The organism is Kitasatospora sp. NPDC043949 (genome assembly GCF_056435365.1).
Window position 1 is genome coordinate 1 of sequence record NZ_JBWKEQ010000073.1, and the last position, 21,804, is coordinate 21,804.

The 21,804-nt window shown below is 75.1% G+C and carries 15 protein-coding genes; 11 read left to right on the forward strand and 4 right to left on the reverse strand.

What is annotated here, in order from left to right; translation table 11 throughout:
- The first annotated feature begins 327 nt into the window (after positions 1–327).
- From AC07AL_RS35500 to AC07AL_RS35510, 3 genes are all read left to right on the forward strand, one after another.
- Positions 328–909, forward strand: a complete 582-nt coding sequence (locus AC07AL_RS35500) for a 50S ribosomal protein L25/general stress protein Ctc (RefSeq protein WP_363588396.1) — start codon at positions 328–330, stop codon at positions 907–909.
- Between the two features lie 109 nt (positions 910–1,018).
- On the forward strand, positions 1,019–1,597 hold the full coding sequence (gene pth, locus AC07AL_RS35505; RefSeq protein WP_063348046.1) for an aminoacyl-tRNA hydrolase: 579 nt from the start codon (positions 1,019–1,021) through the stop codon (positions 1,595–1,597).
- A gap of 137 nt (positions 1,598–1,734) precedes the next feature.
- Positions 1,735–2,058: a hypothetical protein gene (locus AC07AL_RS35510; protein ID WP_350877739.1), complete on the forward strand. Its 324-nt coding sequence runs from the start codon at positions 1,735–1,737 to the stop codon at positions 2,056–2,058.
- Between the two features lie 160 nt (positions 2,059–2,218).
- Here the strand turns inward: AC07AL_RS35510 and ppc are convergent, their stop codons facing one another.
- Positions 2,219–4,954 (reverse strand): phosphoenolpyruvate carboxylase, encoded by a 2,736-nt coding sequence (gene ppc, locus AC07AL_RS35515; protein WP_363619250.1) that lies wholly within the window; start codon positions 4,952–4,954, stop codon positions 2,219–2,221.
- Positions 4,955–5,288: 334 nt separating this feature from the next.
- Between ppc and AC07AL_RS35520 the strand changes: the two genes are divergently transcribed.
- Entirely contained in the window at positions 5,289–6,557 is a 1,269-nt protein-coding gene (locus AC07AL_RS35520; protein WP_478319397.1) for a sensor histidine kinase, read from the forward strand.
- 69 nt (positions 6,558–6,626) lie between these two features.
- On the opposite strand, the gene AC07AL_RS35525 is transcribed toward AC07AL_RS35520, so the two are convergent.
- A complete protein-coding gene (locus tag AC07AL_RS35525) occupies positions 6,627–7,136 on the reverse strand; it encodes an SUKH-3 domain-containing protein (protein ID WP_363630194.1) in 510 nt (169 codons plus the stop codon).
- A gap of 83 nt (positions 7,137–7,219) precedes the next feature.
- A complete protein-coding gene (locus tag AC07AL_RS35530; RefSeq protein WP_350877742.1) occupies positions 7,220–7,681 on the reverse strand; it encodes a YwqJ-related putative deaminase in 462 nt (153 codons plus the stop codon).
- 380 nt (positions 7,682–8,061) lie between these two features.
- Between AC07AL_RS35530 and AC07AL_RS35535 the strand changes: the two genes are divergently transcribed.
- The 7 genes from AC07AL_RS35535 (at position 8,062) to AC07AL_RS35565 (ending at position 21,200) form a co-directional block, all read left to right on the forward strand.
- Complete coding sequence (locus tag AC07AL_RS35535; RefSeq protein ID WP_478319398.1) at positions 8,062–9,246, forward strand: Gfo/Idh/MocA family protein; 1,185 nt, start codon at positions 8,062–8,064, stop codon at positions 9,244–9,246.
- Entirely contained in the window at positions 9,243–10,373 is a 1,131-nt protein-coding gene (locus AC07AL_RS35540; RefSeq protein WP_363588389.1) for a DegT/DnrJ/EryC1/StrS family aminotransferase, read from the forward strand. Before AC07AL_RS35535 ends, AC07AL_RS35540 begins: the two co-directional genes overlap by 4 nt.
- A gap of 104 nt (positions 10,374–10,477) precedes the next feature.
- Positions 10,478–11,479: an HNH endonuclease gene (locus AC07AL_RS35545; protein WP_400809458.1), complete on the forward strand. Its 1,002-nt coding sequence runs from the start codon at positions 10,478–10,480 to the stop codon at positions 11,477–11,479.
- 60 nt (positions 11,480–11,539) lie between these two features.
- Complete coding sequence (locus AC07AL_RS35550; RefSeq protein WP_400809456.1) at positions 11,540–14,080, forward strand: SUKH-4 family immunity protein; 2,541 nt, start codon at positions 11,540–11,542, stop codon at positions 14,078–14,080.
- Between the two features lie 266 nt (positions 14,081–14,346).
- Positions 14,347–15,684, forward strand: coding sequence for a coiled-coil domain-containing protein (locus AC07AL_RS35555; protein WP_478319399.1), 1,338 nt, complete (start codon positions 14,347–14,349; stop codon positions 15,682–15,684).
- 786 nt (positions 15,685–16,470) lie between these two features.
- On the forward strand, positions 16,471–20,100 hold the full coding sequence (mfd, locus tag AC07AL_RS35560) for a transcription-repair coupling factor (RefSeq protein ID WP_363619234.1): 3,630 nt from the start codon (positions 16,471–16,473) through the stop codon (positions 20,098–20,100).
- 71 nt (positions 20,101–20,171) lie between these two features.
- Positions 20,172–21,200, forward strand: coding sequence for a nucleoside triphosphate pyrophosphohydrolase (locus AC07AL_RS35565; RefSeq protein WP_363619235.1), 1,029 nt, complete (start codon positions 20,172–20,174; stop codon positions 21,198–21,200).
- Between the two features lie 17 nt (positions 21,201–21,217).
- Here the strand turns inward: AC07AL_RS35565 and AC07AL_RS35570 are convergent, their stop codons facing one another.
- Positions 21,218–21,643 (reverse strand): SDR family NAD(P)-dependent oxidoreductase, encoded by a 426-nt coding sequence (locus tag AC07AL_RS35570; RefSeq protein ID WP_363588377.1) that lies wholly within the window; start codon positions 21,641–21,643, stop codon positions 21,218–21,220.
- Positions 21,644–21,804 lie beyond the last annotated feature (161 nt).

A 21,804-nucleotide genomic window follows, 5' to 3' on the forward strand; every position in this document is an offset into this window, starting at 1 on the left:
CCCCCCCCCCCCCCCCCCCCCCCCCCCCCCCCCCCCCCCCCCCCCCCCCCCCCCCCCCCCCCCCCCCCCCCCCCCCCCCCCCCCCCCCCCCGCCGATTTCACGGGAGGCCGTTCATGCGGTTAGACTCGTGAAACTGCTCGGCGAGGGATGCCGTGTGCCTGCTCGCCGGGTGCCCGCTCCGTGATCGACGCGCTGCCGGTGTCGGATTTCCGTCCGTCGGCAGAGGCCGTTACCGCCGAGTGACCCCCGAACGTACTGAGGGTGTGGCCCCGGCGGTTTTTCGCGTTGCCTGCACCCCCGCGCCAGTCTTCCCGAGGAGTGCAGTCGTGTCCGAGATCCGCATCGCCGCTGAGACCCGTTCCGAGTTCGGCAAGGGTGCCGCCCGTCGCGCCCGCCGTGCCGGCTTCGTCCCCGGTGTCGTCTACGGCCACGGCCACGCCCCGGTTCACCTGAACCTGCCGAGCCACGACCTGATGATGGCGCTCAAGACCCCGAACGCCCTGCTGGTCGTGCCGATCGAGGGCAAGGACGAGTACGTGCTGCCCAAGGCCGTGCAGCGCGAGGCCATCAAGCGCACCATCGAGCACGTCGACCTGCTGCTGGTCAAGCGCGGCGAGAAGGTCACCGTCGAGATCCCGGTCCTCACCGAGGGCGAGCTGGCCCCCGGCGGCAACCTGCTGGAGCACGTCCTCAACGCGCTGCCGATCGAGGCCGAGGCCACCCACCTGCCCGAGTCGGTCACCGTCTCGGTCGAGGGCCTGGAGTCCGGTGCCTCCATCCTCGCCAAGGACATCGCCCTGCCGGCCGGCGTCACCCTGGCCGTCGACGCCGACGCCGTCGTGCTGCAGGTCATCGGTGCCCAGGCCGCCCCGGCCGAGGCCGCCGAGGCCGAGGGCGCCGAGGCCTGAGCCTCGCCCCACCAGCTGTGACCGCTGCCCCGGTCGCTCCCCTCGGAGCGGCCGGGGCAGCGGTGTGTCCGGGAAGATGACGTAGAGCGCGCACAGGAGGAGAGAGGGCATGGCGGACGAGTACGAGGGCCCCTGGCTGGTGGTGGGGCTGGGCAACCCGGGCGAGCAGTACGCCCGGAACCGGCACAACATCGGGTTCATGGTGGTGGACCTGCTGGCGCAGCGGATGGGCGCGAAGTTCAAGGCGCACAAGAGCCGGGCGCAGGTGGCCGAAGGACGGCTGTCCGGCCGCCGGGTGGTGCTGGCCAAGCCGATGTCGTTCATGAACCTCTCCGGCGGGCCGGTGACGGCGCTGCGGGACTTCTACAAGGCGCCGGCCTCGGCGCTGGTCGCCGTCCACGACGAGCTGGACATCGACTACGCGGCGCTGCGCCTCAAGCTGGGCGGCGGGGACAACGGCCACAACGGGCTGAAGTCGATCACCAAGTCGCTGGGGCCGGACTACTACCGGGTGCGGTGCGGGATCGGTCGGCCGCCGGGCCGGATGGAGGTCGCGGACTTCGTGCTGAAGGACTTCTCCGGCGCCGAGCGCAAGGAACTGGAGTGGTTCGTGGACCGCTCGGCGGACGCGGTGGAGGCGCTGCTGTCCGAGGGGTTGGAGCGGGCGCAGGGCACCTACAACTCCTGACGCTCCATCAAGTCCGGGAGTGGTGTTACGCAACAGTCGTACAACGCTTGACGGTCCAAACCTGAATCCGTGTGAGAACCCTGTGCGGGATCGGATAGCGTCGGCCTGGTACGCGAACGAGTCCTGGGGAGTTCTCGATGCGGGGTTTTCGTCCGGTCCGCCGACTGCGGCGGCTCCGGGTGGTCCGACTGAAGCAGTTCGGACGGCGGGTCGGCACGGCCGGTGCGCTGGGGGCGGCCGGGGTGCTGCTCTCGGGCGGCGCGGTGGCGCACGCGGACGCGGTGGCCGAGCCGGATCCGGGCGTCTCCGCGGATCCCGCGGCGGCGCAGTTCGGGCCGCTGCTCGGTGACTCGATGGGCACGGACGCCGGGCTGCTGGCGGTCGGCGGCGGCCTGGTGGTCGCGGCCGGCGGCGCCGCGCTGTGGCTGAAGCGCCGGCGCGCGGGCGAGCCGGGCGAGTAGGCCGTGTCCGGGGCCTGGCCGCCCGGGCGATGAGCACGACACCGGGCCGGTGCCCACGGGCGCCGGCCCTTTCGCGTGCCCCGAACCCTTCCGGTACGGGACGGGGCCGCCGCCCACCCCGGAGGGCGGACGGCGGCCCCGTCCCGTACGCGCGGTGGCGTCAGCCGGTGTTGCGCAGGCCGGCGGCGATGCCGTTGACGGTCAGCAGCAGCGCGCGGGCGCGCAGCGGGTCCTCGTGGCGGCCGGTGGCGACCTCCTCGCGCTGGCGGCGCAGCAGCGCGACCTGGAGGTAGGAGATCGGGTCGAGGTAGGCGTCGCGGACGGTGAAGGTCTGCTTGAGCACCGGGTTGTGCTCCAGCAGTTCGCCCTCGCCGGTGAGCCGGAGCACCTCGCGCAGGGTGAGGTCGTGCTCGGCGACGATCTGGTCGAAGACGTGGTGCAGTTCGGCGGGCACCAGCTGCTCGACGTAGTGGCGGGCGATCCGCAGGTCGGTCTTGGCCAGCGTCATGGCGACGTTGGACAGGAAGTTGCGGAAGAAGTGCCACTGGCCGTGCATCTCGTCGAGCACGCCGCCGAGGCCGGCCGCGCGGGCGGCGGCGAGGCCGGAGCCGACGCCGTACCATCCGGGGACGATCTGGCGGGACTGGGTCCAGCCGAAGACCCACGGGATGGCCCGCAGGCCGTCGAGGCCGGCGCCGGAGTCGGGGCGGCGGGACGGGCGGGAGCCCAGGTGCAGCGAGGCGAGCTGGTCGACCGGGGTGGCGGCGAAGAAGTACTTCGGCAGGTCGTCCTGCTCGACCAGGGCGCGGTAGGCGGTGTGGGCGGCCGCGGAGACCTGGTCCATCGCGGCGTCCCAGCGGGCCAGTTCCTCGGGGGCCTGGCGCGGGGCGGTGTGCAGCGCGGAGGCGGAGAGGGTGGCGGAGATGGTCAGCTCCAGGTTCTCCCGGGCGAGGGAGGGGAGCAGGTACTTGTCGGAGATGACCTCGCCCTGCTCGGTGACCTTGATCTCGCCCTCCAGGGTGCCCCAGGGCTGGGCCAGGATGGCCTCGTGGGAGGGGCCGCCGCCGCGGCCGACGGTGCCGCCGCGGCCGTGGAACAGGCGCAGCCTGATGCCGTAGCGGTGGGCGACGTCGCGCAGCCGGCGCTGGGCGCGGTGGATCTCCCACTGGGAGGTGGTGATGCCGCCGAACTTGGAGGAGTCGGAGTAGCCGAGCATGACCTCCTGGACGTCGCCGCGCAGCGAGACGAGCAGCCGGTAGGAGGGGTCGGACAGCATCTCGTCGAGGATGAGGTCGGCCTTCTGGAGTTCCTCGGTGGTCTCCAGCAGCGGCACGATGCCGATCTTGGCGATGCCGCCGTGCAGGTCGATCAGGCCAGCCTCGCGGGCCAGGACGGTGGCGGCGAAGACGTCGTCGGCGCCCTGGCACATGGAGATGATGTAGCTCTCGACGATCTCGTCGCCGAAGCGCTCGAAGCCCTCGCGGATGGTGTTGAAGACGCCGAGGGTCTTGGTGCCGGCGGCGTCCAGCGGGGCCGGGGTGGGGGCGAGCGGGCGGCGCGAGCGGAGCTCCTTGGCGAGCAGCTTCTGCCGGTACTCGCGGGGCATGTCGGCGTAGCGCCAGGCCTCCTCGCCGAGGCGGTCGAAGAGCTGGCCGAGGGCGTGGTGGTGGGCCTCGGCGTGCTCGCGGACGTCCATGGTGGCGAGCTGGAGGCCGAAGGCCTCGATGGTGCGGATGGCGCGGGCGAGGCGGCCGTCGGCGATCAGCTCGCCGCGGTGGGAGCGCAGGGAGTCCTGGATGAGCCGCAGGTCGGTGATCAGCTCGCGGGTGCCGAGGTAGTCGCGGCCCTCGACGTGCGGGGTGCCCTGGGCGAGCCGCTCGCGGGTGTTCTCCAGCTTGAGCCGGACGCAGGTGGCCTTGAGGCGGTAGGGCTCCTCGGCGTTCATCCGCTTGTAGCGGGGGCTGAGCTCGGGGAGCTGGTGCAGGTCGGTGTTGAGCGAGGCGAGCAGTTCGACCGAGGCGCCGGCCAGCCGCTCGGAGGTGGAGAGGGTGCTGCGCAGGTCGTCGACGGCGGCCAGGGCGTCCTTGATGCCGTACTCGTGCTGGAGGTTGAGGACGTCCCAGGTGACCTGCGGGGTCACGTTGGGGTTGCCGTCGCGGTCGCCGCCGATCCAGGTGCCGAAGGTGAGCGGGCGGACGCCGTCGGGCAGGGTCAGGCCGACCCGGCCGAGTTCCTCGTGCAGTTCCTCCAGGACCTGGGGGACGGCGTCGCGGTAGAGCTCGTCCAGGTAGTAGACGGCGTTGCGGGCCTCGTCGGTGGGCTCGGGGCGGGCGATGCGCAGCTCGTCGGTCTGCCAGAGCAGGTCGATGACCTCGGCGAGGCGGCGGTCGGCCTGGCGGCGGGCGCTGCTGGTGCGGGCCGGGTCGGCCTGGGAGAGGCCGGCGGCGATCTCCTCGCGGTGGATGCGGTCGAGGAGTTCGCCGATGCGGCGCAGCTTGTTGAGGACGCTGCGGCGGGCGGCCTCGGTGGGGTGGGCGGTGAAGACCGGCCGGACCGCGAGGTGGGCCAGGGTGTTCTCGAGGTGCTTGGGGTCGGCCTCGGCGAGCTGGTCGGCGGTCTGGGCGAGCAGCGAGCCCTCCCGGGCGCGGCGGGTGGCGAACTCGCGGCCGCGGTGCACCTGTTCGGTGACGTTGGCGAGGTGGAAGTAGGTGGAGAAGGCCCGGACCAGCTTGGCGGCGGTGTCCAGGTCGATGTCGGAGAGGAGTTCGGCGGTGGCCTCGCCGTCGGTGCGGCTGAGCAGGCGGACCTGTTCGACCAGGCCCAGTAGCTGGGGGCCTTCCTGGCGGACCAGCGTCTCGCCGAGCAGGTCGCCGAGGCGGCGGATGTCCGCACGCAGGGCCGCGTTGTCGGCAACTGGGCCGGTGGCGTGGACATTGGGGCTGTCCGCCGGGGTGGGGACCGGAGCGGTCACGGCTGGCTCCCTGTGGTGGTGGGGTTCGGCAACGGCTCATCGTCACAGGTCCGCCCGCGTGTGGCGGGTGTGACGCGTGCGGACCGCGCTGTCCGACGCGACCAGCATAGGTGTCGGGGCGGTCGCTGTCCGCGAGGTGGCCGGATGGCGGACAGTGACGTCGCAGGCCGCATGTGGTCTGGACCACTTGAGGGTCCGGCGAGGTGTCGGGGGCAATCCCGGTGGGGAGGGGAGGGGGTTGCCGCTTAGGCTGTCGGCCATGAGCAAGTCGCCTGGGGAGCGCGCGCAGGTCCGGTCGTTCTGGTGGTGGGAGCGGCCGCGCAGCGCCTTCCTGGACATCGGGCTGGCGGTGCTCGCCGCGCTGGAGTGCGCGCTCAGCACGATCGCCTTCCTCTCCGGCCGGGTGCACCTGGACGCCGCCGGGGTGGCCGGCACCTCGCTGCTCGGCGTGGCGGCGGGCGGTTCGCTGGTGCTGCGTCGCCGCTGGCCGGCCGTACCGGTGCTGGTGACCCTGGTGGCGATGCCGGGGATGCTCGGCGTCCTGCTGCTGGTGGTGTCGCTGTACACGCTGGCGGCGACCTGGGAGTGGCCCACCCGGCGCTGGCGGGTGGTGGCGCTGTCCGCACTGGCCTTCGCCGAGACCGTCGCCGTGATGATGGTGTCGATGCTGACGCCCGGCGACACGGCGGTGGAGCAGCCGCCGCTCTGGGGCCAGGTGCTGATCGCGGTGCTGGTCTCCGTCGGCCTGACCGTCCCGCCGGTGGTCACCGGACTGTACGTGGGCGCGCGGCGGCGGCTGATCGACTCGCTCAAGGACCGCGCGCACGGCCTGGAGACCGAACTGGACCTGCTGGCCGAGCAGGCCCAGGAGCGCGCCCGCCGGGCCCGGCTGGAGGAGCGCACCCGGATCGCCCGGGAGATGCACGACGTGGTGGCGCACCGGGTGTCCCTGATGGTGGTGCACGCCGGGGCGCTGGAGCGGATCGTCGCCAAGGACCCGGAGAAGGCCGCGCAGAGCGCCAAGCTGATGGGCGAGGTCGGGCGGCAGGCGCTGAACGAGCTGCGGGAGATCCTCGGCGTGCTGCGGATGGACGACGAGCGCCAGCCGGAGCCGGACTCGCTGGCCGGGCTGCCCCGGCTGGTCGACCAGTCCCGGGCGGCCGGCATGGCGGTGACGCTGACCGTCAGCGGCAGCCGGCAGGAGTTCACCGGCGAGGCCGAGCAGACCGCCTACCGCGTCGTCCAGGAGGGTCTGACCAACGCGCACAAGCACGCGGGCGGCGCACAGGTGTCCGTCCTGCTCGCGTACGCGCCCAACGGGGTGCGGGTGAGCGTGGTGAACGCCTGCCCGGGCGGCGGCGGGGGCGCGGCGAAGCTGCCCAGCGGCGGCAACGGACTGGTCGGGATGCGGGAGCGGGTGATCGCGCTGGGCGGCACCTTCTCCTCCGGGCCGGAGGCGGACGGCGGGTTCCGGGTCGAGGCGGTGCTGCCGTCCCGGCTGGCGGTCCGGGCCGAACGGCTGCGGTGACGCGCCGCCAGGCCCGGCCCGGCGGTCAGGGCGCGTCGGCGGACCGCCCCGGGGCCCGCCGGGCCGCCGTCAGGATCCGTCGGCGGTGCGCAGCCGCTCCGGGGCGGTGCCCAGGACCAGGGTGGTGACGGCCTGGTCGATGCCGTGCCCGAGGAACCACTCGCCGGTGTGGTCCAGGCTGTAGACCCGGCCCTCCTCGTCGACGGCCAGCAGCGCCTGCCCGTACGCCTCCTCGCCGAGCGGGGCGAGCTGGGTGCCCAGGGCGCGGCCGAGGTCGAGCAGGGTGCGCGGCTGGTGCAGCCCGCACAGCGGGTCGATCAGGAACGGGGTGCGGGCCAGCTGGCGGCCCGGGCCGGCCAGGTCGAAGGCGAGGCCGCCGAACTCGGCCCAGGCCTCCACCGCCGCCGGGAACACCGCGTGCCGCAGGCCGGACGGCCCGCCGTACCCGACCAGGGCGTCGGCCCACTCCTCGGCCTGCCGTATCTGCCAGCGGCCGGGGTGCCAGCCGGCCGCCTTGAGCTCGGCGGCGACGTCGGCGGGGAAGCGCGGGCGAACCCGCCCGGCGGGGGCGGCGGACAGGGTGGCCGGCGGTGGCGGGGGCGGGCTGGGCGGGTTCAGGGCGGACTCCAGGGCTCGGGGACAGGGGGCGTACGAGGGCGCGGTCAGGGCGCGGGCGGCCCGACGGCGACGCTCTGCACGGTGAAGTGCTCCAGCATCGGCGCGCAGGAACGGCACGGCGGGGCGTGGGTGCCGTGCGCCGGGTCGCCCTCCTCCCGGATGCGAACGGTCGTCATCCGGGAGCCCTTGAGCGCCTTGCGGGCCTCGTGCAGGGTCATCGGCTTGCGGGCGGCGCGCTTGGAGCGCCGGCCGTCGACCGCGGCCAGGTGCTGGGAGAGCAGGACGGCCTCCGGGCAGCGGCCGGTGAACCGCTCGCGCGCCTCGACGGGCAGCGTGTCCAGGAACTCGCCGACCAGCGGGTGCAGGACCGGCCGTCGGGCGTCCTTGTCCCCGGCCAGGGTGTGCACCTCGCCGCCCTTGAGCGACAGGGCGGCGGCGACGGCGGGCAGCAGGCTGTCGCGGTGGTGGCGCAGCACGGGCGGGCCCGCGGGCTCACCGGTGGTCATGCGTCGTCCTCCTCCTCTGTTCCCGCTGACGGAAGGACCGGTGGGACGGTCCGGGGCAAGCCTGTCAAACGACACCGACATCCGCACAACCGGGGTGCGGGGGCGGACGAACGACCGTGCGGGACCGGCCGGGCCGTCACCCGATCCTCGCCGGACCGGGGCCGGATCCGCACACCGTCGTCACGACTTGTCCGCCGATTTCCCGAAACCACCCCCGGGCCGGGGGCACGGCCGGTACCGTTCCGGCAGCGAGGCCGAAGGGGATCCGGCCGACCGTCCGCGGACGCGCGGACGGGCCCGGACCCGGTGCCCGTGCCGGACGTTGGGGCCGCCGGGGTGGGCCCGCGCCCGCCCCGGCGGCGGAGCGAAGGGGCTCGTGGATGACGTCGGAGCAGCCCGGTCGGAACGGACCACGGCAGCGGTCGGGGGCCTGGGACGCGCAGGCCGCCAACCAGGCGCCCGGCGGGCACGTGCCCACGCCGGGCGAACCGCCCCGGCCGGCGCCGGAACGCCCGGTGGGCCTCGCCGTGGTCGGGGCCGGCTACTGGGGCCCGAAGCTGGTCCGCAACGCGCAGGACACCCCGGCGCTGCGGCTGCACTGGCTGTGCGACCTGGACGAGGCCAAGGCCCGTACCGTGCTGGGGGAGTACAGCACCGTCCGGGCGACCGGCTCCTACCGGCGGGTGCTCGACGACGAACGGGTCGGGGCCGTCGCGGTGGCCACGCCCGCGGCCGCGCACTACCGGCTGGTGCGGGCCGCGCTGGAGGCCGGCAAGCACGTGCTGGTGGAGAAGCCGATCACCACCTCCGCCGCCGAGGCCGCCGAACTGGTCGACCTGGCCGAGCGCAGCGGGCTGGTGCTGATGTGCGACCACACCTTCTGCTACACCCCGGTGGTGCGCCGGATCCGCGAGCTGGTGCACGGCGGCGAGATCGGCGACGTCCAGTTCTTCGACTCGGTGCGGATCAACCTCGGCCTGGTGCAGCCCGACGTGGACGTGCTGTGGGACCTCGCCCCGCACGACCTGTCGATCCTCGACTTCGTGCTGCCGCCCGGCGTCGAACCGGTCGGGGTGTCCGCCCAGGGCGCCGACCCGATCGGCGCTGGCCGGGCCTGCGTGGCGTACCTGACGGTCCGGCTGAGCAACGGCGCGCTGGCCCACTGCCACGTCAACTGGCTCTCCCCGACGAAGGTCCGCACCACGCTGATCGGCGGCTCCCGGCGCACCCTGGTCTGGGACGACCTCAACCCGCAGGCCCGGCTGGCCGTGCACGACCGCGGCGTCGACCTCACCCCGTCCGACCAGCTGACCGACGCGATCCGGCACCGGGCGCTGATCTCCTACCGGGTCGGCGAGATGGTCGCGCCCGCGCTGGTCGAGCAGGAGGCGCTGCGCAACGTGATGGCCGAGTTCGCCGCCGCGATCACCGAGCGCCGGGCCCCGCTCACCGACGGCCGGGCCGGGGTGCGGGTGCTCCAGCTGCTGGAGGCGGCCTCGCTCAGCCTCGAACTCGGCGGTGCCACCGTCCCGGTGGGGTCCGGGGACCGGGCGGCCACCCGGTGAGCGCCGGCATCCCGCCGGTCGACCCGATCCCGCTGGTCGACCTGGCGGCCGCGCACGCCGAGGTCGCGGCCGAGGTCCGGGCCGGCTTCGACCGGGTGCTCGCCTCCGGCGGCTACGTCAAGGGCCCCGAAGTGGACGGCTTCGAGCGGGAGTACGCCGACTTCACCGGCGCCCGGCACTGCGTGGGCGCCGGCAACGGCACCGACGCCCTCGAACTCGCCCTGCGCGCCCTCGACCTGCCGCCCGGCGGCGGCGTCGTGCTGCCCGCCAACACCTTCGTCGCCACCGCCGGGGCCGTACAGCGGGCCGGGCTGCGCCCGGTACTGGTCGACGCCGACCCGGCGCACCTGCTGATCGACCCCGAGCGGGCCGCCGGGGCGCTGCCCGGCGCGGTCGCGCTGCTGCCCGTCCACCTGAACGGCCAGCTCGCCCCGATGGGGCCGCTGCTGGAGCTGGCCGACGGACGGCCGGTGGTGGAGGACGCGGCGCAGTCCCAGGGCGCCCGGCAGCACGGGCGCACCGGCTACGGGCGGATCGCGGCCACCAGTTTCTACCCGGGCAAGAACCTCGGCGGCTACGGCGACGCCGGGGCGGTGCTCACCGACGACGACGAACTCGCCACCGCCGTCCGGCTGATCGGCGACCACGGCGCGCGCGAGAAGTACCGGCACGAGCGGTTCGGCTTCAACTCCCGGATGGACGCGCTGCAGGCCGTCGTGCTGCGGGCCAAGCTGCGCCGGCTGCCCGCCTGGAACGCCGCCCGCCGGGCCGCCGCCGCCCGCTACGACGCCCTGCTCGGCGGCCTCGACGGCCTGACCCTGCCGCGCACCGCGCCCGGCAACGAGCACGTCTGGCACTTGTACGCGGTGCGGATCGGCCCCGGCCGGGACCGCGACGCCGTCCTCGCCGCGCTGCGCGCCGCCGGGATCGGCGCCGGGGTGCACTACCCCGTCCCGGTCCACCTCCAGCCCGCGTTCCGTCACCTCGGCCACCGCGCGGGGGCGTTCCCGGTCGCCGAACGGGCCGCCCGCGAACTGCTCAGCCTGCCGCTGCACCCGCATCTCACCGAGGCGCAGCAGACCAGGGTCGCCGGGGTGCTGGCCGGGGCGCTCGGGCAGCGGCTCTGACGGTTCCCCTTCTCCCGGGCGGGGGCCCGGGCCCGGAGACGACCCCCTACGCTGGTGTCCAGCAAGCGCTTCGAGAATTTGCAGCAGCCAGTGGGGGCTCCCAGATGACGACAGGTCGGCCCGGCGTCGCCGCCGCACCGAACGCGGCGTACGCAGGTCAGGTGGTGCAGTTCCCGGACCCGGTCCGCGCGGAGCGACACCCCGCCGGGGTCCGGGTGGACGAGTACGGCTACCCGGACTTCGGCCCGTACGCCGCCGCCGCGGCCGAGGTCGCCGACCCGCCGGACGGCTTCGGCGTGGACGAGCTGCGGCTGACCGACTACGTGTCGGCCAACGCCGCGCTGTTCACCCAGGGCCACCCGCTCTGGGCCGACCTGGACACCGCCGTCGCCACCCCGCCCGGCTGGACCTGGCACCACGCGGTCGGCCGGGCCGCCCCCGGCTGGCGGCGGATGGAGCTCGTCCCGGTGGAGGTCAAGGCGCTGCTGCGGCACCACGCCGGCCTGGCCACCTCCGCCGCCGACCACACCCGCCGCGGCACCCGCCCGTTGCAGGAGCGCCGGCCCGTGCACTTCTCGCTGGCCAAGGACGGCGGCGACCCGATCGGCGTCCCCGAGGACCTGGTGCAGCGCGCCGAGGAGCGCCTCGGCTACCGGCTGCCCGGCGCCTACCGCACCTTCCTCAAGCTGGGCGGCGGCCGCGCCCCGGTCGGGGTGGCGCTGGACACCGAGCTCGGCATGCTGCTCGACCAGCCCTTCCTCACCCTCAGCGAGGAGTACGGCACCCAGGACGTCGTGTACGCCAACAAGTGCCTGCGCGACCACCTCACCAAGAACTACCTGGGCGTCGCCTACGCGCAGGGCGGCATCGTCGCGCTCAAGGTGCGCGGCGACCGGGCCGGCTCGGTCTGGTTCCACCTGTACGACGACGCCCGCGACACCGGCGCGCCGGAGGCCCCGGAGGACCGCTGCGCCCGGCTGCTGCTGCCCTGCGGCGAGGACTTCGACGCGTTCCTGCTGCGGCTGGCCGGCAGCCCGCCGGAGCTGGAGACGGTCGCGGAGCTGATGGTGGACGGCGGGTTCGCCCGGGCCGTCCCGGTGGACTGACGTGGCCGCGGCGGTGGAACGAGCGGGGACGACGAGGATGAGGGCAGGGGTGAACCGGGCGTGGTGACGTACGCGCAGGCGCAGGAGCTCGCCGAGGAGTGGATCAACGGCGGGGTGCCGCAGCCGCGGCAGCGCGAGGTACGGGTCCGGGAGTTCGACCTGGGCTTCGTCTGCTGGGCGGTGGCCCCCGGGGCCGGGACGGCGGGGCCGTCGGGGGCGGGGGACGGGTCGGCCGGCGAGGCGCGACTGGTCATCGCCCGGGACTCCGGCGCGACCACGCTCTGGCCCGCGCTGCCCGTCAACGAGGTGGTCCGGCAGTACGAGGAGGCGTACGGGCGGCCGGTCGCGGCCAACCCGGCGGGGGCGGCGAAGCCCGCGCCAGGGCCGGTCGAGGCGACGTCCTTCCTGCTCAGCCCGCCGCAGTGGCTGCAGGAGGCGGGGGCCGCGGCGATCGCGGCGGAGGCGGAGCGGCTGGGGGGCCAGGGGGCTCCGGCTGCCGTTGCTCCGGTGGCCGAGCCGCCCGCGCCGGTCGCTGCGGCGCCCGCCGTGCCGTCCGGTCCCGCTGGTTTCGCCGTCCCGCCGCAGGCCCCGGCCCCCGTGCCGGTGCCGCCGGCCGGGGCCGAGGCGGCCACCGTCCTGATGCCCGAGGGGCTGCGGACCACCGGCTCCGACGTGCCCGACGCGCCCGCGCCGGCCGGGGCCGAGGCCGCGACCGTGCTGATGCCGCCGGAGGGTGGCTACGGCATGCCGCCGGTCCCGCCGCCCGCCGCCCAGCCGCCCGCCGTCGTCCCGCTGCCCGTGCCCTCCGCCGTCCCGCCGCCCGCGGCCGTCGAGCCGGCGCCGACGCTGCTCGCGTCGCCGGACGCCGTGCCGGGGCTGATGGGCCTGCCGGGTGCGCCGTCCGGGCCGCCCGGCGGGGTGGAGCAGACGCCGACCGTCCTGGCACCGCCCGCCGCCGCCCCGCAGCCGGCCGCGCCGGTGGAGCACGCGCCGACCGTGCGCGCCGCGCCCGGCGGCCTGCCCGGCCTGGGCGGTCCGCCCGCTGCCTCGGCGCCCGGGGCTCCCGCGGCCCCGGCGCCGACTGCGCCGCCGCAGGCCGGGCTCGGCCGCAACCCGGGGTCGGCCCCGCCGCCGCCTCCTCCGGCCGCGCTGCGCGGTGGCGCGTCCGGTCCGGGCGCGCACGGCGTCGCGCTCGGCCGCAGTCCGGCCTCCGCCCCGCCGCCGCCCCCGCCCGCCGGGCTGCGGCACACCCCGGGGGCCGGCGTGCCCGCCGCGGGCCCCGGAGGCCGCGCGGCCGGTTCGACCCCGCCGCCCCCGCCTCCGGCGGGCCTGCGCGGGGCCGTCGCCCCGGCGCCCGCCCCGGTGCCGCCGGCCGCGCCCGCCTCCGGCGCGGCGTACGAGGCGACCCAGCTGGCCGAGGCGGTCGACCCGGCGCTGCTGGGCGCCGTGCCGGCCGACCCGGGCACCCCGCCGTCCGGCGGCCCCGCCGTCCCGCCGCCGCCCGGCGGTCCGGCGGCCCCCGCCGCGCCCGCGGCCGGGTACGGCTACCCGAACGCGGGCGGTGCGGCCCCGGCCGTCCCGCCAGCGCCGGTGCCCGGCGTGCCGCAGGGCGCCGCCGTCCCGCCGGGGGTGCCGGCGGTCGGCCCCGGCTACTTCGCCGCGCTGAGCTACCGGGGCCCGGACGGTTCCGAGCAGAAGCTGCTGCACCGCAGCGAGCCCGGCACCCCGCACCCCGAGTGGAAGATCCTCCAGGACCTGCGGCGGCTGAACGTGCCGCCGGAGCAGGTGCTGGAGCTCTACACCGAGCTGGAGTCGTGCGACCTGCCGGGCGGCTACTGCAACCGCATGATCGCCGCGTCCTGGCCGAACGTCCGGCTCACCCACACCGCCGCCTACGGCCGCGACCACGCGTCCCGGCAGGCCGGCATGGCCGAGCTGCTCGACCACCTGGACGAGCTGCACCAGCTGGCCTCCGGGGCCCAGCGGGTCCGCCCGTCCCGGGTGCCGCTGCCCGTGCCGGGGACGGTCCAGCCGCTGCCGCCGCTCCCGCCGCAGCAGCTCGCCCAGGAGCTCGGGGCGGCCTTCGGCCAGAACGTGTTCCGCTACGAGCAGCGCGCGGTCTCGCGTCAGGGCGTGCCCGAGCCGGTGTCGCAGGCCCTGGTGTGGGCGGGGCTGCCGCGCGACTTCGGCCCGTTCTTCTGGGCGCAGGCGCAGGAGGGTCGGCCGATCCCGACGCTCGCCGAGCTGGCCGCCGAGCGCGGTCTGCCCGCGGCCCCGGATTTCGGCGGCTACCTGGTGCTCGGCAACGACTACGGCCGCCAGCTCTGTGTCCAGTACGGCACCGCGAACGTGGTCGCCGTGGACGTCGACGGAACCGGCCAGCCGCCCCGGTTCGTCAACACGGGTGTACCGGAGTTCGTCCGCGCGATGGCCCTGCTGGGCCGGATGTGGCGGCTGCGGTACGGGCTGACCCCGGACCAGGCCGGTCGCTGGACGACCGACTTCCAGGCGCAGCTCGCCGCGATCGACCCGGCGGCCCTGCAGACGGCGGACACGTGGTGGGCCGTGCTGCTGGAGCAGTTCTGGGACGGCCTGCTGTAGCGGGTCGTCGCGGATCCTCGCAGGTGGGGAGGGGTCGTTCCGGTGTTTGGAACGACCCCTCCGGCATGCCGTCCCGGCTGTGCCTCGTTGGGGTTTCGCCCGGATCTGCGCAAAATAGGTCAAGAGGATGGGTCTTTTCGTCCGGTCCTCGACGTATTCCGGTCCGCCAGGCGTCCGATTTCGGCCCTGGCCGCCGAACCGGTTCCGGATCCGTCCGTTCCGTCCGATCATGGGCTCCGCAGCCCGCGACATGAGGGGAAGAGCCCATGAGCGACGCCGTCCCCGAGTACGGCTTCACCTCTGCCCGGCGTGGTTACGCGCCCGAGCAGGTCGACCGAGCCCTCACCGCCCTCACCGCGCAGCGCGACGAGGCGTGGGAGCGGCTGAGCGTCCTCGGCGCCGGGCTCCGGCAGATGGAGGCCCGACTGGCCGACATCCGCCGGGCCGCCGAGGACGCCCCGGAGCCCGACTACGAGGTGCTCAGCGAGCAGGCCGCCGGACTGGCGGTGATGGCCCAGAACGAGGCGCGCGCCGTCCGGGAGAAGGCCGAGCGCTTCTCGGAGGACCTCCGGGACGAGGTCTACGAGGCCGGCCAGGCCCTCGGCCACGCTGCCAAGGAGTACGCCGCCACCACCCGCTCCGAGGCCGACCAGGCCGCCCGGCGCACCGACGAGCGCACCCGCGCCGAGGCCGAGGGCATCCGGGCCGAGGCCGACCGGGAGAGCCGCAGCGCCCGGGACGCCGCCACCTCCTACGCCGCCAAGGTGCGGGTGGCCGCCGCCGAGGCCGGCGAGCAGGCCGAGGCCACGCTCGCCGAACTGCGCCGCAAGGCCGACGAGACCTTCGCCCAGGCCCAGACCAAGGCCGACGCCGAGGACGCCCAGGTCTCCGCGACCGCCGAGCGGCGGGTCAAGGAGGCCGAGCAGCACCGGGAGACCGTGCTCGGCCGGATCAAGCAGCTGGAGACCGACGCCCAGGCCAAGGCCGACCAGCTGATCGAGCAGGCCCGCCGGGAGGCCGAGCGGATCAACGCGGCGAGCGAACGCGAGCAGGGCGAGTTCGACGGCCGTCTGGAGACCGTGCAGAAGCACCTGGACCACATCAAGGCCACCCTGGCCTCGCTCACCGGCGCGGCGGTCGGCGCCATCGAGCCGGAGCGGCTGGCGGCGGCGGTCGCGGGGCCGGTCGCCGACGCGGCACCGGTGGACGCGGCGCCGGTGGACTCGGAGGCGGTGGACTCGGAGGCGGACACCGGCGAGATCGAGGTGGCCGACCTGCGGAAGGCCGTCGCACCGGCGGCGCGGGAGAAGCCGGTGGCCGGGCCGCGGATGCCGGTGGTGGGCGGGGCCGCCGCCGGGGCCGCGAGCGGTTCCGGTGCGCCCGCCGACAAGGCGCCCGCCGGGGCGGTGGCGACCGGTCCGGTCGCGCCGGCCGCGGCGCCGCCGAAGCCGGTCGGACCGCCCCGGTCGGCGGAGGCAGACAGGGACGGCGAAGGCGCCGAGAAGGAGCCGCAGGAGGAGACCCGGGTCATCCCGAAGATCGTCATCGTGGACGACGGTGCCGGCTACGCCACCCCGAACACGGTGAGCTACCGGCGCCGCTGACCGCCGCGCCGGCGCCTCCGCCGGCGGCTCGCCCGTGATCAGCCCGGGTGGGCTTCGCGTCCTGGGCCCTGACCGCTCCCACCGGGCGGCCAGGGCCTGCGCGTTGCGGGCGACCAGCCGGCGCCGGCAGCCGGCCGGGACGGCGAACCGAAGAGGAGCGGTACGGCTTCACCGCCGACCAGGGTCACCAGGTGATGACGTACGACGTCGGCCCGTCACGCCGGTGGTCGCCGCGCCCGTGGCGGCGGCGGCCATGAGTGAGGCCGAGACCCGTGGCGCCCTCCAGGAAAGGGCGCCACGGTTCCCGGCGCTTGGGCGGGCGCCCCCACCCAGGGTCGCCCGGCCTCGCACCTCCGACCCCCATCGGGGGTGCGACAGTGCCGCCACAGCCATCCCCCACGGTTGGGTGCGGCGGGCACATTCACCATGGTGCGCGATCTCCATGGACAGGCAGTGACAGGAGTATGTCCAGTTCGTGGCAGATCGCGGAGCCGAATCTGACCGGGGGCCGGACGGTTCGTCCACCGGCCGGTCCGGTGTTCCGTCCAGTGGTTCGTCCGCGGTCCGGTTGCGGTCCGGTCCCGGGCTCCGCCCGGGGGCCGTTCGTCGCCCCGGACGGTGGTTCGTTCCCGCCCGGCCCCGCCGGGCCGTACACCGCGTGCGCGTCCGTGCCGCGGCGTAGGCTGGAGACCCCCGGCCGCTCGGCGTGCCGGGCCGTTCGCGTTGCCCCGGCAGGCCGCTGCCGCCCGGAGGCAGCACCAGCCACGGGACGAAGAAGAGACCCTGATGAGTCTGACCGGACTGCTCGATGTCGTCGCGCGGGACTCGGCCCTCGCCGAGGCCATCGAGGCGGCGACCGCCACCGGAGCCGCGGCCGGCGGCCGCCGCCACCTGGACCTGGTCGGACCGCCCGCCGCCCGGCCGTTCGCCATCGCCGCGCTCGCCCGCGCGCTGGCCGGCCAGGCCGCCGGCGAGCGGGGCCGCCCGGTGCTCGCCGTCACCGCGACCGGCCGGGAGGCCGAGGACCTCGCCGCCTCGCTGCGCTCGCTGCTGCCGCCGGACGCGGTCGCCGAGTACCCGGCCTGGGAGACCCTGCCGCACGAGCGGCTGTCACCCCGCTCGGACACCGTCGGGCGCCGGCTGGCCGTGCTGCGCCGGATCGTGCACCCGCGGGCGGACGACCCGGCGGCCGGCCCGGTGCAGGTGGTCGTCGCGCCGGTCCGCTCCGTGCTCCAGCCGCAGGTCAAGGGGCTGGCCGAGCTGGAGCCGGTGGCCGTCCGGCGCGGCGAGTCGCACGACCTGGAGGAGGTCGCCCGACGGCTCTCCGCCGCCGCCTACGCGCGTGTCGAACTGGTCGAGAAGCGCGGCGAGTTCGCCGTCCGCGGCGGCATCCTGGACGTCTTCCCGCCGACCGAGGAGCACCCGCTGCGGGTGGAGTTCTGGGGCGACGACGTCGAGGAGATCCGCTACTTCAAGGTCGCCGACCAGCGCTCGCTGGAGATCGCCGAGCACGGCCTGTGGGCGCCGCCCTGCCGCGAGCTGCTGCTCACCGACGAGGTGCGGGCGCGGGCTGCCGAGCTGGCCGCCGAGCACCCCGGGCTGGCCGAGATCCTGGACAAGATCGCCGAGGGCATCGCGGTCGAGGGCATGGAGTCGCTGGCGCCCGTCCTGGTGGACGACATGGAACTGCTGATGGACGTGCTGCCGCTCGGCTCGGTCGCCGTGGTCTGCGACCCCGAGCGGGTCCGAACCCGGGCCGCCGACCTGGTGGCGACCAGCCAGGAGTTCCTGCACGCCTCCTGGGTGGCGGCCGCGGCCGGCGGGGACCGGCCGATCGACCTGGAGACCATCGACGTCTCCGCCGCCTCGCTGCGCTCGCTCGCCGAGGTGCGCGAGCACGCCGCCGAGATCGGCCTGCCCTGGTGGTCGGTCAGCCCGTTCGCGACCAGCGAGTCCACCGTGAACGAGGTCCTGGAGTTCGACGCCAACACGCTCACCCTCGGCATGCACGCCGTCGAGGCCTACCGGGGCGACACCGCCCGGGCGATCGCCGACGCCAAGGAGCGGCTGGCCGCCGACTGGCGCGTCGTGATGGTGACGGAGGGCCACGGGCCCGCCTCCCGGCTCGCCGAGGTGCTCGGCAACGAGGGCATCCCGGCCCGGCTGGTCGCCGACCTCGCCGAGGCGCCCACCCGGGACGTCGTCTACGTCTCCTGCGGCTCGATCGAGCACGGCTTCGTCGACGAGGCCCTGAAGCTGACGGTCATCACCGAGACCGACCTGTCCGGCCAGAAGTCCTCCACCAAGGACATGCGCCGGATGCCGTCCCGGCGCCGCAACGCGATCGACCCGCTGGCCCTGGCCGCCGGCGACTACGTCGTTCACGAGGCGCACGGCGTCGGCCGGTACGTCGAGATGGTGCAGCGCACCGTCCAGGGCGCCACCCGCGAGTACCTGGTGTTGGAGTACGCCCCGGCCAAGCGCGGCCACCCCGGCGACCGGCTGTTCGTGCCGACCGACCAGCTCGACCAGGTCACCAAGTACGTCGGCGGCGAGGCCCCGACGCTGCACCGGCTCGGCGGCGCGGACTGGGCGAAGACCAAGCAGCGGGCCAAGAAGGCGGTCAAGGAGATCGCCGCCGACCTGATCAAGCTGTACTCGGCGCGGATGGCCGCCCCCGGCCACACCTTCGGCCCGGACACCCCCTGGCAGCGCGAGCTGGAGGACGCCTTCCCGTACGCGGAGACGCCGGACCAGCTGACCACCATCGCCGAGGTCAAGTCCGACATGGAGAAGTCCGTCCCGATGGACCGGCTGATCTGCGGCGACGTCGGCTACGGCAAGACCGAGATCGCGGTGCGCGCCGCGTTCAAGGCGGTGCAGGACGGCAAGCAGGTGGCGGTGCTGGTGCCGACCACGCTGCTGGTGCAGCAGCACTTCTCCACCTTCGCCGAGCGGTACGCCAACTTCCCGGTGTCGGTGAAGGCGCTCTCCCGGTTCCAGAGCGACAGCGAGGCCAAGGCCGTGCTGGAGGGCCTGTTCGAGGGCTCGGTGGACGTCGTCATCGGCACCCACCGGCTGTTCTCCTCCGAGACCAGGTTCAAGGACCTCGGCCTGGTCATCGTCGACGAGGAGCAGCGCTTCGGCGTCGAGCACAAGGAGCAGCTGAAGAAGCTGCGCGCCAACGTCGACGTGCTCACCATGTCCGCGACGCCGATCCCGCGCACCCTGGAGATGGCCGTCACCGGCATCCGCGAGATGTCCACCATCACCACCCCGCCGGAGGAGCGGCACCCGGTGCTGACCTTCGTCGGCCCCTACGACGAGAAGCAGATCTCGGCCGCGATCCGGCGTGAACTCCTGCGCGAGGGCCAGGTGTTCTACATCCACAACCGGGTGGAGTCGATCGACAAGGCGGCCGCCCGGCTCAAGGACCTCGTCCCCGAGGCGCGGATCGCCACCGCGCACGGGCAGATGGGGGAGAACCAGCTGGAGAAGGTCGTCGTCGACTTCTGGGAGAAGGAGTTCGACGTCCTGGTGTCGACCACGATCGTGGAGTCCGGCATCGACATCTCCAACGCCAACACCCTGATCGTCGAGCGCGGGGACACCTTCGGCCTCTCCCAGCTGCACCAGCTGCGCGGGCGGGTCGGCCGGGGCCGCGAGCGCGGCTACGCGTACATGCTGTACCCGCCGGAGAAGCCGCTCACCGAGACCGCGCACGAGCGCCTGGCGACCATCGCCCAGCACACCGAGATGGGCGCCGGCATGTACGTGGCGATGAAGGACCTGGAGATCCGCGGCGCCGGCAACCTGCTCGGCGGCGAGCAGTCCGGGCACATCGCGGGCGTCGGCTTCGACCTCTACATGCGGATGGTCGGCGAGGCGGTGGCCGAGTTCCGCGAGTCGCTGGCGAACGGCGGCGAGCCGGAGGAGGAGCCGCTGGAGGTGAAGATCGAGCTGCCGGTCGACGCGCACGTGCCGCACGACTACGCGCCCGGCGAGCGGCTGCGGCTGCAGGCGTACCGCTCGATCGCGGCGGTCAACTCGGAGGCGGACATCCAGCAGGTCCGGGACGAGCTCGTCGACCGCTACGGCAAGCTGCCCGAGCCGGTGGAGAACCTGCTGCTGGTCGCGGCGCTGCGGCTGTACGCCCGGCGGTGCGGCATCGCGGACATCACCCTCCAGGGGGCCAACGTCCGGTTCGGGCCGGTGGAGCTGCGGGAGTCCCAGCAGCTGCGGCTGAACCGGCTCTACCCGCGCAGCCAGGTCAAGGCGGCCGCCCAGCAGCTGCTGGTGCCGCGGCCGAGCACCGGGCGGATCGGCGGCAAGCCGCTGGTCGGGCGGGAGCTGCTGGGCTGGTGCAGCGAGTTCCTGTCGGCGATGTTCGACGACCTGGCGGGGTCGAAGAAGTAGGACCCCGGCGGGAGGGGCGGGTCCCGTCGGGCCCGTCCCCGCCCCGGGCGGGCGGCGGGTAGGTTCGGGGTGTGACGACGAATGTTCCGGACGCGAAGCTGATCCTGCTGACGACCACCCACCGGGTGGCCCCCGGGTTGCTGGCGTGGCCGGCGTGGGAGGCGCTGCGGTCGGCGGGGCGGGTGCTGGCGGGGGACGCGGGGCATCCGCAGGTGGCGGCGGTGCGGCAGGCCGGGGTGGAGGTCGAGGTCGTGGCGGCGGGGTCGGCACCGGCGCTGGCGCGGCTGCTGACCGGGCAGCCGGGCGGGGCTGGGCCGACGGTGTGGCTGGGCAGCCCGGACGGGGATCCGGGGCTGACGGACGCGCTGGCGCGGCTGGCGGTGGAGCACGCCGGTGAGGTGCCGGAGATCGAGGTGCTGCCGGGGTCGTACGACCTGCCGGGGGCGCGGCTGCTGGACCTGGTGTCGGTGATGGACCGGCTGCGCTCGCCGGGCGGTTGCCCGTGGGACGCCGAGCAGACGCACGAGAGCCTGGTGAAGTACCTGGTCGAGGAGGCGTACGAGCTGGTCGAGGCGATCGAGGAGGGGGACCGGGAGACGCTGCGCGAGGAGTTGGGCGACGTGCTGCTCCAGGTGTTCTTCCACTCCCGGATCGCCGAGGAGCACCCGGCGGAGGCGTTCTCGATCGACGACGTGGCCGGTGACATCGTCGAGAAGCTGATGTACCGGCACCCGCACGTGTTCGGGGACGTCGAGGCGGAGGGCGCCGCCGAGGTGGAGGCGAACTGGGAGCAGCTGAAGGCGGCCGAGAAGGCGGACCGGGAGTCGGTGCTGGACGGCGTGCCGGCCGGGCTGCCGTCGCTGGCGTACGCGGCGAAGCTGGTGTCGCGGGTGCGCCGGGCGGGCTTCGCGGGCGTGCCGGACGAGCCGTACGCGCTGCCGGCGGAGCTGACGGCGCAGTCGGCGGGCCGGCTGCTGCTGGCGGTGGCGCAGCGGGCGCACGACGCCGGGGTGGACGTGGACGCGGCGCTGCGTTCGGCCGCGCGCGGTTACCGGGACGCGGTGCGCGCGGCCGAGGGCCTCGGGCCGGTCGGCGAGTAGCGGGCCCGGACAGGGCCTCAGGCGGCCGTGGCGGTGTTCTCGATCGGCCGCCGCTGCCGGGGGACGACTTCGCCGATGGCCTCGCCGACGAGGGCGAGGAGTTCGGCGAGGCGTTCGAGGTCGAGGCGGGCGGGCAGTTCGGCGAGCGAGACGATCCGCTCGCCGTCGGGGCCGGCGACGCAGAACAGGTCGATGGGACCGAGGTGCTTCTCTGCGGTGTCGACGAGGGCGGCGACGTCGCTGGGGCGGCGGATGTCGCCGCCGACGCCGACGACGGGGCAGCCCGGCCGGTCGAGTTCGGTGGCGAGGTCCTCGGCGACGCCCGCACGCTGGTCGGCGATCAGCACTCCGGCGGCGCCGGCGGCGGCGAACCGGCGGGCGAGCTCGGCTCCCGATCCGCCGTCGAGTACCGCGATGACGACGACTGCCCCGCTGACCCGCATGGTCTGCTCCTCCCTGTGGGCGACACCGCACCGGCGCCCACGATTTCTGCGGAGGATCGTAGGCAGGTCCTGACCCTCCGCAACAGGGATTACCCCTCAGGTGACCAGGGTCACGCCCGCCACCCGGCCAAGAGCTGTCCAAGAGCTGTCCACGGGGCGTC

What these genes read in the sequence shown, in the direction of transcription:
- AC07AL_RS35520 (WP_478319397.1), top strand. Translation starts at nt 5,289, where the DNA reads ATGAGCAAGTCGCCTGGGGAGCGCGCGCAGGTCCGGTCGTTCTGGTGG.
- AC07AL_RS35555 (WP_478319399.1), top strand. Translation starts at nt 14,347, where the DNA reads ATGAGCGACGCCGTCCCCGAGTACGGCTTCACCTCTGCCCGGCGTGGT.
- AC07AL_RS35545 (WP_400809458.1), top strand. Translation starts at nt 10,478, where the DNA reads ATGACGACAGGTCGGCCCGGCGTCGCCGCCGCACCGAACGCGGCGTAC.
- AC07AL_RS35530 (WP_350877742.1), bottom strand. Translation starts at nt 7,681, where the DNA reads ATGACCACCGGTGAGCCCGCGGGCCCGCCCGTGCTGCGCCACCACCGC.
- AC07AL_RS35510 (WP_350877739.1), top strand. Translation starts at nt 1,735, where the DNA reads ATGCGGGGTTTTCGTCCGGTCCGCCGACTGCGGCGGCTCCGGGTGGTC.
- pth (WP_063348046.1), top strand. Translation starts at nt 1,019, where the DNA reads ATGGCGGACGAGTACGAGGGCCCCTGGCTGGTGGTGGGGCTGGGCAAC.
- AC07AL_RS35570 (WP_363588377.1), bottom strand. Translation starts at nt 21,643, where the DNA reads ATGCGGGTCAGCGGGGCAGTCGTCGTCATCGCGGTACTCGACGGCGGA.
- AC07AL_RS35535 (WP_478319398.1), top strand. Translation starts at nt 8,062, where the DNA reads ATGACGTCGGAGCAGCCCGGTCGGAACGGACCACGGCAGCGGTCGGGG.
- mfd (WP_363619234.1), top strand. Translation starts at nt 16,471, where the DNA reads ATGAGTCTGACCGGACTGCTCGATGTCGTCGCGCGGGACTCGGCCCTC.